This window comes from Klebsiella sp. EMBS2024 (assembly GCF_036233805.1).
GTDB classification, from domain to species: Bacteria; Pseudomonadota; Gammaproteobacteria; order Enterobacterales; family Enterobacteriaceae; genus Klebsiella; species Klebsiella pneumoniae.
This window is the reverse complement of sequence record NZ_JAZARW010000001.1, coordinates 2,652,919-2,667,245: the sequence shown is the minus strand read 5'-3', so window position 1 is coordinate 2,667,245 and position 14,327 is coordinate 2,652,919. Positions and strand designations below refer to the sequence as shown.

Genomic DNA, 14,327 nt, shown 5'->3' with positions numbered 1-14,327 from the left:
GATTATCCCCTTGGTTTATGCAGTGTTTAAAAATACGCAACCGATTGTTGATCTGTGCGCTAGGTTTTTTTATGCCGGGGGGCAATGATCTGCCGGGTTTAATTTGCAGGAAGCGATGACTATGCTGAAAAGCAGTCCGTGAGAATAGCCTGTCAGGAAGAGGGCTGATAAGTCCGGCTACGCAATAAATATAAGAGAGAGCGTCATGAAGCATCTATTTCGACACTGGCGAACGTCGGGCGCCGTTATCGGCTCACTGCTGAAAAAAGGGAGCATTGCGGTACTGGCGCTGCTGGTGGTCTTTCTCGCCGGGCGGATCTATGAGTCCCAGCGCGGCCCGGCCCTGCATCGCTGGCATACCTGGAGTGGCAACGAGATGTCGGCCGAAGAGATAGACCAGGCGACCTTTGCCCAGTATCTGGCGCGGGAGAAGACGATTTTCGCCGATCTCCAGCGTGAGGTGACAGAGGCTTTGCCGGAGGAAGATAAAACCCCGGTCAACCGCTTTTATCGTCACAGCCGGGTCTGGCCGGGGCAGTTTAAGCAGGACTGGAACCGTTCTTTTGTGCTGATGCCGCTGGGCAAGCCGCGCGGCAGCGTGGTGCTCCTCCATGGCCTGACCGATTCGCCCTACAGCGTGCGCTATCTGGCGCAACTCTGGCAGCAGCGGGGTTATGTGGCGGTGGTGCCGCGTTTGCCGGGACACGGCACCGCGCCGGGGGCGTTAACGGCGGTTGACTGGGAGACCTGGCTGGCGGCGACGCGTCTGGCGGTACGCGAAGCGACCCGCCTTGCCGGGGCGGACGTGCCGCTGCATCTGGTCGGCTACTCTAACGGCGGCGCGCTGGCGCTCAAGTATGCCCTCGATAGCCTGGAGGATAGCCACCTGCGTCAGCCGCAGCAGATTATTCTGCTGTCGCCGATGATCGGCGTGACCGCGTTTGCCCGTTTCGCCGGCCTCGCCGGGCTACCGTCCGTCTTCCCGGCGTTCGCCCGCGCGGCCTGGCTGAATGTGGCGCCTGAGTTTAATCCGTTCAAGTACAACTCCTTTCCGGTCAAGGCGGCGAGACAATCGTGGTTATTGAGCCAGGCGCTGCAGCAGCAGATTATCCGCGCGGCCCGGCAGGGCGAGCTGAAAGCGCTGCCGCCGATCCTCACCTTTCAGTCGGTGATGGATTCCACGGTCAGCACCCGCGCGGTGGTGGAGTCCCTGTATCGCTATCTGCCGGATAACGGCAGCGAGCTGGTGGTGTTCGATATTAACCAGGCGGCGGATCTCCGGGTCCTGTTTCGCCCTGCGCTCTATGCGGCGGTGAATACGCTGCTGCCCCCGGCGCCGCGGGCCTATACCACCACGGTGGTGACCAACGCGACGGCGCACACGCTGCAGACCGTCGCCCGGACCACGCTGGCCCAGGAACGGGAAGAGCATCGTTATCCTTTACACCTGGCCTGGCCGGCGGATATGTACTCTTTGTCGCATGTGGCGGTGCCGTTTCCCCTGAGCGACTCGCTGTATGGTCGCGAGCCGGACGAGAAGAACCGCTACGGCATTAGCCTGGGCACCATTTCACTGCGCGGAGAGACCGGGACGCTGAGCGTGGGGCTGGAGACGTTAATGCGCGTCACCTCCAATCCATTCTTTCCATGGATGATGACGCGCGTCGATGAGCGCATCGCCTGCGGCGAACAGGCGGCGGTGGCGGCCTGCCTGAAAGCGCAGACCAGAGCAGAGGCATTAAAACAGGATCAGGTGCAGAACGGTACGCAGCAGGATACCGACGATCGCCGCGGGAGCCACGAAGCGGAACAGGCGGACAAACCGTGAGCTGATGCCAAGAAAAATGCCGATACCGGGAAGATCAAAGGTCTGGATCAGTAGACCTGCCGAGGCGTTGACCTGGTCCACGGTGACTTTGCCCTGCTGGATCAGCTCGGAAATGACGCCAAAGTAGGCGGTGCCCCCGGCAACGCACTTCACCAGCGCCGGCAGCACAAAGTTCTGGGGGATGTGCAGCCAGCTGAGAAGCGGCTTCAGCAGCTGCTGCAGCAGGTCGATAGCCCCGGCGCCCTGCAGCAGCCCGACGATGGTTAACGACAGGATCAGCATTGGCACCGCGCCGAGCGCCAGGCGGATGGCGTCGGAGCCGGCGCTATTAATCACGGCCAGAATTCCCTGGCTGTTCTGCTCGGCGTTCGGCAGCGCTTCCGCGCGGGGGTTCTCGGCGACCGATAAGCGCCGTCCGGTGACGTGCCAGGCGACGGCGGCCGCGCACAGGCCGCCGACCACCGAGATAACGATCGAGGCCAGCCAGTGCAGACCAAAAGGGGTAAGAGGATAGAAGACGTTGCCTTGCCCCATGGCGAACACCATGGCCAGCGTGGCGGCCATTTGTCGGTCCGAGACGCCGCGTTTATCCATAATCGACAGCGTGGCGAGCGGGGCGGCAAAGCTGACAAAGTTAATCTGGATCAGGGCGAAGGCGCTCATCCCGGTTAAGCCGAAGGGCTTCAGCAGAGGGGCCACCCAGCGAACAATCACATCGAGGATACCGCGGACCTCAAGGTATTTCATGATGATCAGCATGATCACCATGATCGGCAACAGCGTATACAGCGCGACGTCAACGGACGACTTGCCCGCCGCCATAATGATGCTTATGACATCCATTTACTTTTTTTACCACTCGCAGAGCTATTCGTTCGCGTCATCATAATCCCGTGGGGAAGGAAATGATATGCCTTGATCCCTCTCGGGATCCGGCGCCGCACGGGCGCCGGGAGAAGAGGATTACTGGCCGATATTGACCAGCGTCCGACCATGAATATTATTGCTGAGGAAATCTGCGGCATACGCTGGCGCCTGCTCCAGCGTGATTTCTGTGGCCGCCTGCTGGTAGTAGCTCTCCGGCAGAAGCTGGGCCAGACGCTGCCAGACGGTGTCGCGTTCAGCGGTCGGCACCATCACCGAATCCACCCCCTGCAGACGCACATTGCGCAGAATAAACGGCATCACGGTGGTCGGCAGATCGAAGCCCCCGGCCAGACCGCAGGCGGCGACGCAGCCGCGATATTGCGTTTGCGCCAGCACTTTGGCCAACACCGAGCCGCCAACGGTATCCACCGCGCCCGCCCACAGCTGTTTCTCCAGCGGACGGGTCTCCGCGAAGTCGCTGCGCGGCAGGATCGTATCGGCGCCCAGCTGGCGAAGGTAATCGTGTGTCGATTCCCGGCCCGATACGGCCGTCACCCGGTAGCCAAGGGCTTTCAGCAACACCACGGCGGTGCTGCCGACCCCGCCGCTGGCGCCGGTGACCAGGATATCCCCGCTGTCAGGGGTGACACCCGCACTAACGAGAGCATCAACGCATAGCATCGCGGTAAAGCCGGCGGTGCCGATGATCATTGCCTGGCGCGCGCTGAGCGTCTCCGGCAGAGCAACCAGCCAGTCGCCTTTAACGCAGGCTTCGGTGGCCAGGCCACCCCAGTGGTTTTCGCCCACGCCCCAGCCGGTGAGGATCACGGCCTGGCCGGGAACAAAGCGCGGATCGCGGCTTTCTTTCACCTGACCGGCAAAATCAATGCCCGGTACCATCGGAAACTGACGGATAATTTTGCCTTTGCCGGTGATCGCCAGGGCGTCTTTATAATTGAGACTCGACCAGTCGATGGCGACCCGGACGTCGCCTTCGGCAAGAGCGGGCAGGTCGATATCTTTGACGGTGGCGACGGTGCGGTTGTCGATCTGGTCCAGAACTAATGCTTTCATGACAGAGTATTCCTCGTCGGAAGGGGGTTATCGGCGCTAGCGCCGTCCTGTGCAGGTGTTTTTGTTGTCATACTGTGCGCAAAAAAATCCCAGTACTGGTTAAGCGGTGCGGCAGACTGGACCAGCCTGGCGCGCATCACCGCGCCTTCCCAGCCGATCCAGAACACCTGGGCCAGCGCCTGCGGTGAGGCGTCGCTGGCGATGGCCCCGGCTGCCTGCGCTTCGCGCAGGCAGCGCGCCACGCGCGACTCCCATGCCGACAGGATAGCCATCAACCGTTGGGGAAACGTCTCGGGCAACAACGGGGCTTCCTGCAGCAGGTTGCCCACCAGGCAGCCGCGGCGAAACTGGAATTTCTCCATTCCCTGACCGGCATGACGCACAAAGGCCGCCATTCGTTCCAGCGGCGGCACGGCGTCGTCCAGCAGGAATTTATCTAATTTATGCGCAAAGAAGTCGCCATAGGCGGCAAGCACGGCGAGGCCAAAGGCCTCTTTGCTTTTAAAGCAGTGATAAAACGACCCCTTTGGCACGGCGATATTCTTGATCACCGCATCAATACCCGCCGCGAGATAGCCCGTTTCGGTCAGCACTTCAAGTCCTGAGCGAATCAGCGCCTGACGCGTATCGTCAAACTGGCGATCGACCTTGGGTGGACGGCCGCGGCGGGGCTTCAGGACGGCGGAGGTATCGGGATTCATGATTTAGACCGTGTGGTTTAATTGTTGGTCAGGGTACGCCCAATTTAGGGGTAGGGCAAGCATTGCGCGTAGCGTAAGGCTGGCTGACCAATCATCCTGAACTGGGGGGCGTTAAGAATTATTTATCGCAAATACGTGGTTCGCACTGCCGGCGGGGGCACGAAATATAACTCTGCCGGGTATATTAGACTGGTCATTAATATCCATATTCACAATGCATAATACGAATTAATAATATTGGGAATATATAAACAGCGGAGGGCTGGAGCGGTTGAGTGGTTTTGTCCATGTGAAGAGGCTAATTTGCGAAGTCCCCGGTCGACAGTCCTGTGAGGACTTCTCCCCGGAATGCCGGCCGGCGATGATTTGCAGACGATAGCGGATTGACAAACGCGGCTTGATAAAAGACATTGTCACCCCTGATCCGGCACCGGTTGCCACCTCAGTTTAAATATTATCGCCGGCAGACAATGACGTCTGTCTTAAATTATCGGTGACTGGGTAAATAATCTGTTACCGAAACAACACCTGCGAAAAAGGATTAACAGCCTGATGTACAGAATGAATATTGCCGTCAGAGGAGGGGATGAATGTCGCTAATTGCTATCGTGCTGGTCTTTATCATGGCCATCGTGGTGACCGTGTTCCTGTCCCATCTTCTGCCCGTTAAAGTGCCGCTACCGCTGATCCAAATCGCCGCGGGCGCCGCGCTGGCCGCCAGTGGCTTTCAGGTCGATTTTGACCCGCATATTTTTTTACTGCTGTTTATCCCGCCGCTGCTGTTCCTCGATGGCTGGCGCATCCCCAAAGACGCTTTTTTCCGCGATATGAAGCCGATTTTATCGCTGGCGATAGGCCTGGTGATGGTGACTATTCTCGGTATTGGCCTGTTTATTCACTGGCTGATCCCGGCTATCACCGTGGCGGCAGGGTTCGCCCTCGCGGCTATTCTGTCGCCTACCGATCCGGTGGCGGTATCGGCAATGACCGCCAGCTCGCCGCTTCCCTCAAGGATGGCGCATATTCTCGAAGGGGAGTCGCTGTTAAACGATGCTTCAGGGCTCGTCGCCTTTAATTTCGCCATCGCCGCGGTGCTGACCGGCAGCTTCTCCCCGGGAGACGCGGTGGTGAAATTTTTCCTGATGGCCTTCGGGGGCATCCTCAGTGGCCTCGTGGTGGTGTGGGTCACCGGCAAATGTAATAACTTTCTGGTTCGGCGCACCCGCGAGGAGCCAGCCATCCAGATCCTGATCAGCCTGCTTATCCCTTTCGCCGCCTACCTGCTGGCCGAGGCGTTCCATGTCTCGGGCATTCTTGCCGCCGTCGCCGCCGGCATTGCGATGCATTATGAGCAGCTGTCGGGGCCCCGGCTTCCGGCGACGCGCATGAAAAGCAGCGCGGTATGGTCCATGCTGCAGACCACCCTCAACGGGATGATCTTTCTGATGCTGGGCGAGCAGCTGCCGCGCATGCTCAGGACGCTGCCGGCGGTAGCCAGCCAGGCCGGCGTCTCTTCGCCCTGGTATCTGCTGCTGTACGCCGTGGCCATCACCCTGGCGCTCGGTCTGATGCGCTTCGCCTGGGTATGGCTGTCGATGAAGCTGACAATTTTTCGCCGTAAACGTCGGGGCAAGGCCATCACCGTCCGTCCACGCTTCAGTATCCTCGCCGTCATGGCGCTGGCGGGAGTGAAGGGCTCTGTGACCCTCGCCGGTATTCTGACGCTGCCGGTGGTGCTGGCAGATGGTTCGCCGTTCCCGGGCCGTGAACTACTGATCTTTCTTTCGATGGCAGTGATCCTGATGTCGCTGGTGGTGGCGGCTATCGGTCTGCCGTTTATGACCCGTTATCTTGCCGATGATCTACCGCATGACACCGGTAAGGACGACATTGGCGCCGTGATGACCGAGGTGGCCATTAACCGTCTTAACGCGCTACTGGACGAGCCGGTGGAGGATCCCAGTGAGCAGGCCCTGCGGGCCGATGCCGGCAATATGCTGCTCGAAACCTATCAGCGGCGGCTTCACTATAACGACAATGACGAGGGGCAGGATGTCGGGCTGGAGCTGGCTAAGCGCGCCAGGCTGGAGAAATATATGCAACGAGAGGTCATTATCGCCCAGCGTCAGGAGCTGTTCCGGCTGCGCCGCGCCCATAACATCAGCGATATCACTTTTTATGAGGTGCTGCGGGAGATAGATCTGAAGGAAGAGAGTTTACGCTAAAGCCGCAATCGCCGGAGGGTGGCCATTCGCCTTCCGGCAGAAGTACCGGCGCTGAAAAGCAAAAAGCCTGCTCGAAAGCAGGCTTTTTAAATTTGGCTCCTCTGACTGGACTCGAACCAGTGACATACGGATTAACAGTCCGCCGTTCTACCGACTGAACTACAGAGGAATCGTGTGAACGGGGCGCATATTAACGATGCCATCCGGCCTTGTCAAAGCCTGATTCAAAGAATTGCGTTCGACTGCTGACAATTTCAGCAATCGCCACCCATGCGCTGTTTTTTTCACCATGCTGCACCGTTGTAGTGCGAATGTACCCCTAATGGGGCATACCACAATCTGCTTACCGGGCAAATAAAAACCGAATTGCTATCACTATCCCTTATAACACTGCCTGCGGCGGGCGACAGCCGAGGAAATGCAAAGCTGGCAAGCAAATTGCAAAAGCCAGTGCATCATACTCCCAGCGTTGACGCTGGCGTTCCTTACAGGAGGCAAAATGAACTTAAGACGACTGAAATATTTTGTGAAAATCGTCGATATCGGCAGTCTGACCCAGGCCGCTGAAGTCTTGCATATCGCCCAACCGGCCCTCAGCCAACAGGTCGCGACCCTGGAAGGTGAAATGGACCAGCAGTTGCTGATACGCACCAAGCGAGGGGTCACGCCAACGGAAGCCGGTAAAATTCTCTACACCCATGCGCGCACTATCCTGCGCCAGTGCGAGCAGGCGCAGCTGGCGGTCAATAACGTCGGCCAGACGCTGCGTGGTCAGGTGTCGATCGGCCTGGCGCCGGGCACCGCGGCCTCCGCCATTACCATGCCGTTGCTGCAAACGGTGCGCAATGAGTTGCCCGAGGTGATGGTCTATCTGCAGGAGAGCAGCGGCACAGCGCTGAATGACAAGCTGCTGGCGGGCCAGCTGGATATGGCGGTGCTCTATGAGCGTTCGCCGGTGGCAGGCATCGTCAGCCAGCCGCTGCTGAAAGAAGACCTTTACCTGGTCGGCACCCGCGACTGCCCGGGGCAGAGCGTGGATCTCACGGCGGTGGCGGAGATGAACCTGTTCCTGCCGCGCGATTACAGCGCAGTGCGGGCGCGGGTCACCGAGGCATTCACCCTGCGTCGTCTATCGGCGAAAATTATCGGCGAGATCGAATCCATTACCACCCTGACCGCGGCCATCGCCAGCGGCATGGGGGCGACAGTGTTACCGGAATCCGCTGCCCGTTCCCTGTGCGGGGCGGCGAACGGCTGGATGGCGCGGATCAGCACGCCTTCAATGAGCCTGTCGCTGTCGCTGAACATGTCGGCTCGCGGCAGTCTGTCGCCGCAGGCGCAGGCGGTGAAAGAGATCCTGCTGTCTCTGGTGAGCCGCCCATCGCTGGAAAACCGTGAACTGCAGCTGGTCAGTTAGGGTATATTCTCTTAAGGAATAAGTTGCTGGTTTTTATTATTTGTTACCTGGGACAACAGACTTTAACAATAGCAGATACGTTAAGTCCATTGGCCCGGAGGAAAGGGTGAACTTCCAGCAGCTGAAAATTATCCGTGAGGCGGCCCGTCAGGATTACAACCTGACGGAAGTCGCGAATATGCTCTATACCTCGCAGTCAGGCGTCAGTCGCCATATCCGGGAACTGGAAGAGGAGCTGGGGATTGAGATCTTTATCCGCCGCGGCAAACGCCTGTTAGGCATGACCGAGCCGGGTAAAGCGCTGTTATCGATTGCCGAGCGGATCCTCAATGAAGCCAGTAACGTTCGGCGACTGGCGGATCTCTTCACTAACGATGCGTCAGGCGTCTTAACTATCGCCACCACCCATACTCAGGCGCGCTACAGCCTGCCGCCGGTCATTAAAGCTTTCCGCGAGCTGTTCTCAGATGTTCGCGTCGAGCTGGTGCAGGGTACCCCGCAGGAAATCGAAGCGCTGCTGCATAACGGCGGAGCGGATATCGGCATCGCCAGCGAGCGCCTGAGCAACGATCCGACGCTGGCGGCTTTCCCCTGGTTCCGCTGGCATCACAGCCTGCTGGTGCCGAAGGATCATCCTTTGACGCAGGTTTCTCCCCTGACGCTGGAGGCGATCGCCCGCTGGCCGTTAATCACCTACCGCCAGGGGATCACTGGCCGTTCGCGCATTGATGAGGCGTTCAACCGCAAGGGGTTGATGCCGGATATCGTGCTGAGCGCGCAGGATTCCGATGTGATCAAGACCTACGTGGAGCTGGGGCTGGGCGTCGGGCTGGTCGCCGAGCAGTCCGGTGATGCCCGGGAAGCGGACACCTTTACGCGTCTTGATACCCGCCATCTGTTCGATGCCAATACCGTGTGGTTGGGACTGAAGCGGGGCCAGCTGCAGCGGAATTACGTTTGGCGTTTTATCGAATTGTGCAATGCCGGACTGTCGCTGGATGAGATTAAGCGTCAGGCGATGGAGCCGGAAGAGGTCGCAATCGACTATCAGATTTAAGGAAATGCTGGCCAGCGGGTCGGGGAGTGGAAATAACGCTATAATTCACACACGTGAGTCGCGACTGAGGAAGGGAAAATGACGATGCGGCGTGTGAAATTACTCTGTACGGCGCTGATGCTGCTTGCCAGCCACGGCGCGCTGGCCGTCAGCTATCCGCTGCCGCCGGAGGGGAGCCGTTTGGTGGGCAGCGCATTTACCATTGCCGTTCCGGACAATAACACCCAGCCGCTGGAAAGTTTTGCCGCCCAGTACGGCCAGGGGTTAAGCAATATGCTGGAAGCCAACCCCGGGGTCGATGTCTATTTGCCACGCTCCGGTTCGACACTGACTATTCCGCAACAGCTGATCCTGCCCGACACCGTGCGCGAAGGGATCGTGATCAACGTTGCCGAAATGCGTCTCTATTATTACCCGCCGCTGGGCAATAGCGTCGAAGTCCTGCCAATCGGCATTGGTCAGGCGGGACGCGAAACGCCGCGTAACTGGGTGACGGCAGTAGAGCGTAAGCAGGAAGGCCCCACCTGGGTGCCAACCGCCAATACCCGCCGCGAGTATGCGAAAGAGGGCAAAACGCTGCCGGCGATGGTGCCCCCCGGGCCCGATAATCCGATGGGGCTGTATGCGATCTACATCGGCAGGCTCTACGCCATCCACGGTACCAATGCCAACTTTGGTATCGGGCTGCGCGTCAGCCAGGGATGCATCCGCCTGCGCAATGACGATATTAAATTCCTGTTTGATAACGTGCCGGTTGGGACGCGGGTTCAGCTGATCGATCAGCCGGTGAAGTACAGCGTGGAGCCGGACGGCAGTCACTGGCTGGAGGTGCACGAGCCGCTGTCGCGCAACCGCGCGGAGTTTGAATCCGACAGAAAAGTCCCCTTGCCGATGACCTCGGCGCTGCGCGAGTTTACTCAGGGGCCGGGAGTGAGTCCTTCGCAGGCCGAGCAAACCCTGCAGCGCCGCTCCGGCATGCCGGTGAATATCAGCGCCACAGCGGCGCAGGGAAGTTTGTAGCGGGTCGTTTAGTCTGATTAACGGCTATTGTAAGAAGGCTCTTTTGCTGACGATGCATTCAACGTTGTTGGGAATAAGGATCGGGAAACCGATCCTTAACTTATCAATAGTGGCTGTGATGGCGTTTTAATGAGGGCGCCAGGAGATGCTCAGGAGGGGATGATAAAGTCTGCAAATATATCTATGGACTTAATATTGTTACTGAGGATCTTTTTTTTGGCTGCCATTGTCCATGAAAGCGAAGATCCCCTTTATGATAGCCATTATCCAGAATATAAGACGGATGAGTTCTGCTGAATCCCTATTGTCAAAACACGCCTGACCACAGTCACTACCGCTGAACCCCATCGCCGCTGATAAGCGAATCANNNGATGTCGTTACTTATTGTTGGTAATGGGGACATGCTGCAGCATCAATTCAACGATCCAGTCAATAAAAACGCGCAGCTTGGCGTTGACATGGCGGTTCGGTGGAAACGCCAGGTACAGAGGCATTGGGCTAATCCGCCATTGTGTAAATAATGGAATCAAAGCGCCAACGGCCTGATGCGCTGCCGCCATATAGTTGGGCAGCGCAATCACGCCTAAGCCAACTAACCCAGCTTCGAGGTAAGCATTGCCATCATCCACGGCAAGTACCTAGTTGCCCGTGATTTCAATACGTTCATTCTCACTGCACAGTACCAAAGGATCAATCTTACTGGTGCGTGAGGACAAGAATCCCACTATGCAATGGTCAGTATTTTGCAGCTCGCGCGGGTGTGCGGGAGCGCCAAGGCGTTCCACATAGCTGGGGGCGACGTAGACGCCGATTTGCAAATCGCCGACATGGCGTGCGATTAGGTACTGGTCGGTGATTTGACCTCCGCGCAGAACGCAATCCACGTTGTCGCCGATCAGATCCACTACCCGGTCGCTCACACCCATGTCGATCTGGATATCAGGGTAGCGGGCGTGGAAAGCCGGAAGCGCCGGCACCAGAATAAGGCGGGCCAGCGGACTCGGTACATCCACCCGTAGCCGTCCCCTGGGCGTCATCGCCGCACTGGACAGGCTGTTTTCAGCATCCTCCATGTCTGCTACGCAGCGGCAGACCCAGCGGTTACCGCCGGATCGAAAGTCTGTAGCCATAAGGTTGGGAGCAGCATCGCTGCTTTTCACCTGCGGGGATCACATACGGAACCTTGGACGGTACCTACGGTACGATGCTGCTTATACCCGCTGGCGGAGAGATGTCAGAAGCGGCGGTGTTGCCGTTCTTTTTTGGAACCGCGCATTATTGCCTTACACCCAGGTATGGTCCGGCACGGTTAAACCGCCTTTATTTAAGCCTTTGCGGGAGCGTGGGGCTCACGGCCGTTCAGCTTGCCTGATAGCAAGAAAATAGCACCTACACCAGGATAAGATTGCATGCTTGGGGAGCGGAGAGGATCACGGAAAGCAAAAATCCCGCTCAGGTTTCCCTGAGCGGGATTTTTAAATTTGGCTCCTCTGACTGGACTCGAACCAGTGACATACGGATTAACAGTCCGCCGTTCTACCGACTGAACTACAGAGGAATCGTGTGAACGAGGCGCATACTACTGGCCTCGCATTTTTGTGTCAACACTAAAATTAACCTGCTGATTCAAATGGCTAAATTTAGCTCAACACGTTGTTTTAGTGAACAATGCGCCGATCGCCTTCGTCCTGCAGGCCATTCTCACGTCTACGCGCCAGCGGATCCTGGCGGTAAAAGTGGCAAAAACGCTGCCACAGGGCCGGGAAGCGAGGCGCGAACAGTTCAGGCGCACTGAAAAAATATTCCGAGAGGACAGCAAAGCACTCTGCGGGATCGGTGGCGGCATAGGCGTCAATACTGGCGGCGCTTTCGCCTACCAGATCTATCTCATCCTGAATGTTGTTCATCGCGGCGTGGAGATCGTGCTCCCAGCCGGCAACTTCACGCAACGGGATAAGCGGCACGCCGCTGGCCCGGTCGCCGTTCCGCGTATCAAGCTTATGCGCCACTTCATGCACCACAAGGTTAAAGCCTGACGCATCAAAAGAGTCTTGAATATCCAGCCAGTTCAGCACTACAGGACCCTGTTGCCAGCTTTGTCCCGACTGTACCACCCGCTGGTTGTGGACCAGACCAATATCATCCTCCCATTCATCATCGACGATGAAAGGGGCAGGGTAGATCAGCACTTCATGGAAGCCATCCAGCCACTCAATGCCCAGCTCTAGCACCGGCAGACAAAAGAGCATAGCAATGCGCGCCTGATGCAGCGGGGTCAGCTCCAGCCCCTGCAATGCCACCAGCCGCTTTTGCTGTAAAAAACGGGCAGCCATCTGCGTGAGCTTGTGCTGCTCAGTGGACGAAAGATGGGCTAAAACCGGAATGGCAAGCGCTTGCTCCCAGGGCATCTCTGCGTTGCCGGACTCATCATCTGCTTTCCAGGGCCATTTAAACATCATATTGCTCGCAAAGTCGTCACTTGAACACAATTACCGAAACGGGAGCTATTAAAATGCCAAAGATCCTGGCATTATAGCAACCATCACAGCGGAGAGATGCCGGAGCGGCTGAACGGACCGGTCTCGAAAACCGGAGTAGGGGCAACTCTACCGGGGGTTCAAATCCCCCTCTCTCCGCCACTTTTCTTGCTCTAACCTTCCCTTCAATAACACCGTTAGCTTCAGGTATAACGCCTGCGCTGGGGTATCACCATCATCATCGTCCTGGTTTCAGCGTAGAGTCGCGGTAGCGCGCTTTATCCTTTTGGCACCTTATCGCCGCTTTTAGCCCGAACGAGCTTAAACGCATCATAAAGAGGGAAGGTACGCCTGGAAAGCGGCAATGTCGAAAAGAGTGATCTCAACGGAGCGGGAACATAAAAAAGCCCGCTGAACGCGGGCTTTGACGGGGATCAGAACTGATAGACCAGGCCGAGGGCGACGATATCATCGGTCGCGATACCGCTGTTTTTGTAGAAGCGGTCGTCTTCATCCAGCAGGTTGATTTTATAATCCACATAGGTGGACATATTTTTGTTGAAGTAGTAGGTCATGCCCACGTCGACATACTTGACCAGATCCTTGTCGCCGTAGCGAGAATAGGCGTAGAGATCTTTACCCTTCGACTGCAGATAGGCCACCGACGGACGCAGCGGTAAATTAAAGTCGTCGAACTGATACTGCGCGACCACTTCGAAGTTCTGCGTTTTGTTGGCAATTCCGCCAAAACTATCGTTGCCATAGAAGGTCATGTTGCGGGTCTCAGCATACATGGCGGCCAGATAGATGTTATTGGCGTCATATTTCGCGCCGACGGTCCAGGCATCGGCTTTATCGCCGTTGGCATAACGCTGGCTGCTACGCGCGGCCGCCAGCTGGTTATGGGTACGGTCAGAAGACGAATACGCTGCCCCGAAGCTGATGCCCATATCGAGATCGTAGTAGCTGGAGATACCAAAACCGTCGCCATTTTCCCGCGCCAGCTTACGTTTCCCACCGTTATTAGTGCCTTCGCCAGAACCGGCGTTTTCATTATTACCCTGATACTGCAGGGCGAAATGCAGGCCGTCGACGAGGCCGAAGAAATCGCTGTTACGGTAGGTGGCCACGCCGTTAGTACGACCGGTCATGTAAACGTCGGTCTGGGTGTAGGTATCGCCGCCGAATTCCGGCAGCATATCGGTCCAGGATTCAATGTCGTAGACCACGCCGTAGTTACGGCCATAGTCCAGCGACCCGCAGTCGGCAAACTTCAGGCCGGCAAAGCCGAGACGGGTCCAGGAATTCGCGCCTTCTTTTTCGCTGGTGTTCGCCTGAATGTTGTATTCCCACTGACCGTAGCCGGTTAACTCGGAAGTAATCTGCGTTTCGCCTTTCAGACCAAAGCGAACATAGGTCTGGTCGCCGTCCTCTGAAGCGTCGTCAGAGAAGTAATGCAGGCCGTCAACTTTCCCGTAGAGGTCCAGTTTATTACCGTTTTTGTTATAGATTTCGGCGGCATTAGCGGCGCTAGCCATTAATAATGCCGGAACCATGAGTGCCAGTACTTTTCTTTTCATTATATATTCCCTTTTAATAATAATTTCTATGAATTATGACAATCCCTCCGGAATGACGATCCGATACTAACGACTAAGTT

Annotated in this window: 9 protein-coding genes, 3 tRNA genes and 2 pseudogenes; 6 read left to right on the top strand and 8 right to left on the bottom strand. The window is 57.3% G+C overall.

Features of this window, described 5'->3' with window-relative positions; all coding sequences use genetic code 11:
- Positions 1 to 205 precede the first annotated feature (205 nt).
- The gene (locus VZP09_RS12350) at positions 206 to 1,828 is read left to right on the top strand and encodes an alpha/beta hydrolase (protein ID WP_134915415.1); all 1,623 of its coding nucleotides are present in this window, start codon (positions 206 to 208) and stop codon (positions 1,826 to 1,828) included.
- Here the strand turns inward: VZP09_RS12350 and VZP09_RS12345 are convergent.
- The 3 genes and pseudogenes from VZP09_RS12345 to acuR form a co-directional block, all read right to left on the bottom strand.
- Positions 1,739 to 2,671 carry a nucleoside recognition domain-containing protein gene (locus VZP09_RS12345; RefSeq protein WP_004184763.1) on the bottom strand — a complete coding sequence of 311 codons (933 nt, stop codon included), beginning with the start codon at positions 2,669 to 2,671 and terminating at the stop codon, positions 1,739 to 1,741. The genes VZP09_RS12350 and VZP09_RS12345 overlap by 90 nt on opposite strands.
- Positions 2,672 to 2,791: 120 nt before the next feature.
- Positions 2,792 to 3,712 carry an MDR family oxidoreductase gene (locus VZP09_RS12340; protein ID WP_269562469.1) on the bottom strand — a complete coding sequence of 307 codons (921 nt, stop codon included), beginning with the start codon at positions 3,710 to 3,712 and terminating at the stop codon, positions 2,792 to 2,794.
- A pseudogene (gene acuR / locus VZP09_RS12335) lies at positions 3,645 to 4,470 on the bottom strand (acrylate utilization transcriptional regulator AcuR). The gene VZP09_RS12340 and the pseudogene acuR overlap by 68 nt, the downstream one beginning before the upstream one ends.
- A 590-nt stretch (positions 4,471 to 5,060) precedes the next feature.
- Here acuR and VZP09_RS12330 point away from each other — a divergent pair.
- Positions 5,061 to 6,695, top strand: coding sequence for a Na+/H+ antiporter (locus VZP09_RS12330; RefSeq protein WP_004148971.1), 1,635 nt, complete (start codon positions 5,061 to 5,063; stop codon positions 6,693 to 6,695).
- Positions 6,696 to 6,788: 93 nt separating this feature from the next.
- On the opposite strand, the gene VZP09_RS12325 is transcribed toward VZP09_RS12330, so the two are convergent.
- Positions 6,789 to 6,864 (bottom strand) — tRNA-Asn (locus VZP09_RS12325).
- 330 nt (positions 6,865 to 7,194) lie between these two features.
- On the opposite strand from VZP09_RS12325, the gene nac reads away from it, so the two are divergent.
- The 3 genes from nac (at position 7,195) to ldtA (ending at position 10,189) form a co-directional block, all read left to right on the top strand.
- Positions 7,195 to 8,112 carry a nitrogen assimilation transcriptional regulator NAC gene (gene nac, locus VZP09_RS12320; protein ID WP_002911729.1) on the top strand — a complete coding sequence of 306 codons (918 nt, stop codon included), beginning with the start codon at positions 7,195 to 7,197 and terminating at the stop codon, positions 8,110 to 8,112.
- Positions 8,113 to 8,218: 106 nt separating this feature from the next.
- On the top strand, positions 8,219 to 9,169 hold the full coding sequence (gene cbl / locus VZP09_RS12315; RefSeq protein ID WP_004175385.1) for an HTH-type transcriptional regulator Cbl: 951 nt from the start codon (positions 8,219 to 8,221) through the stop codon (positions 9,167 to 9,169).
- A 78-nt stretch (positions 9,170 to 9,247) separates the two neighbouring features.
- A complete protein-coding gene (gene ldtA, locus VZP09_RS12310) occupies positions 9,248 to 10,189 on the top strand; it encodes a L,D-transpeptidase (protein WP_004175386.1) in 942 nt (313 codons plus the stop codon).
- A gap of 378 nt (positions 10,190 to 10,567) precedes the next feature.
- On the opposite strand, the pseudogene VZP09_RS12305 reads toward ldtA, so the two are convergent.
- From VZP09_RS12305 to mtfA, 3 genes and pseudogenes are all read right to left on the bottom strand, one after another.
- Positions 10,568 to 11,320: pseudogene (locus VZP09_RS12305) on the bottom strand (LysR substrate-binding domain-containing protein).
- 352 nt (positions 11,321 to 11,672) lie between these two features.
- Positions 11,673 to 11,748 (bottom strand) — tRNA-Asn (locus VZP09_RS12300).
- Between the two features lie 100 nt (positions 11,749 to 11,848).
- Positions 11,849 to 12,649 (bottom strand): DgsA anti-repressor MtfA, encoded by an 801-nt coding sequence (mtfA, locus tag VZP09_RS12295; protein WP_004227143.1) that lies wholly within the window; start codon positions 12,647 to 12,649, stop codon positions 11,849 to 11,851.
- 90 nt (positions 12,650 to 12,739) lie between these two features.
- Between mtfA and VZP09_RS12290 the strand changes: the two genes are divergently transcribed.
- Positions 12,740 to 12,829 (top strand) — tRNA-Ser (locus VZP09_RS12290).
- Between the two features lie 272 nt (positions 12,830 to 13,101).
- On the opposite strand, the gene ompC is transcribed toward VZP09_RS12290, so the two are convergent.
- The gene (gene ompC, locus VZP09_RS12285) at positions 13,102 to 14,247 is read right to left on the bottom strand and encodes a porin OmpC (protein ID WP_002911596.1); all 1,146 of its coding nucleotides are present in this window, start codon (positions 14,245 to 14,247) and stop codon (positions 13,102 to 13,104) included.
- Between the last annotated feature and the right edge of the window lie 80 nt (positions 14,248 to 14,327).

What these genes read in the sequence shown, in the direction of transcription:
- VZP09_RS12350 (WP_134915415.1), top strand. Translation starts at nt 206, where the DNA reads ATGAAGCATCTATTTCGACACTGGCGAACGTCGGGCGCCGTTATCGGC.
- VZP09_RS12345 (WP_004184763.1), bottom strand. Translation starts at nt 2,671, where the DNA reads ATGGATGTCATAAGCATCATTATGGCGGCGGGCAAGTCGTCCGTTGAC.
- VZP09_RS12330 (WP_004148971.1), top strand. Translation starts at nt 5,061, where the DNA reads ATGTCGCTAATTGCTATCGTGCTGGTCTTTATCATGGCCATCGTGGTG.
- nac (WP_002911729.1), top strand. Translation starts at nt 7,195, where the DNA reads ATGAACTTAAGACGACTGAAATATTTTGTGAAAATCGTCGATATCGGC.
- ldtA (WP_004175386.1), top strand. Translation starts at nt 9,248, where the DNA reads ATGACGATGCGGCGTGTGAAATTACTCTGTACGGCGCTGATGCTGCTT.
- mtfA (WP_004227143.1), bottom strand. Translation starts at nt 12,649, where the DNA reads ATGATGTTTAAATGGCCCTGGAAAGCAGATGATGAGTCCGGCAACGCA.
- ompC (WP_002911596.1), bottom strand. Translation starts at nt 14,247, where the DNA reads ATGAAAAGAAAAGTACTGGCACTCATGGTTCCGGCATTATTAATGGCT.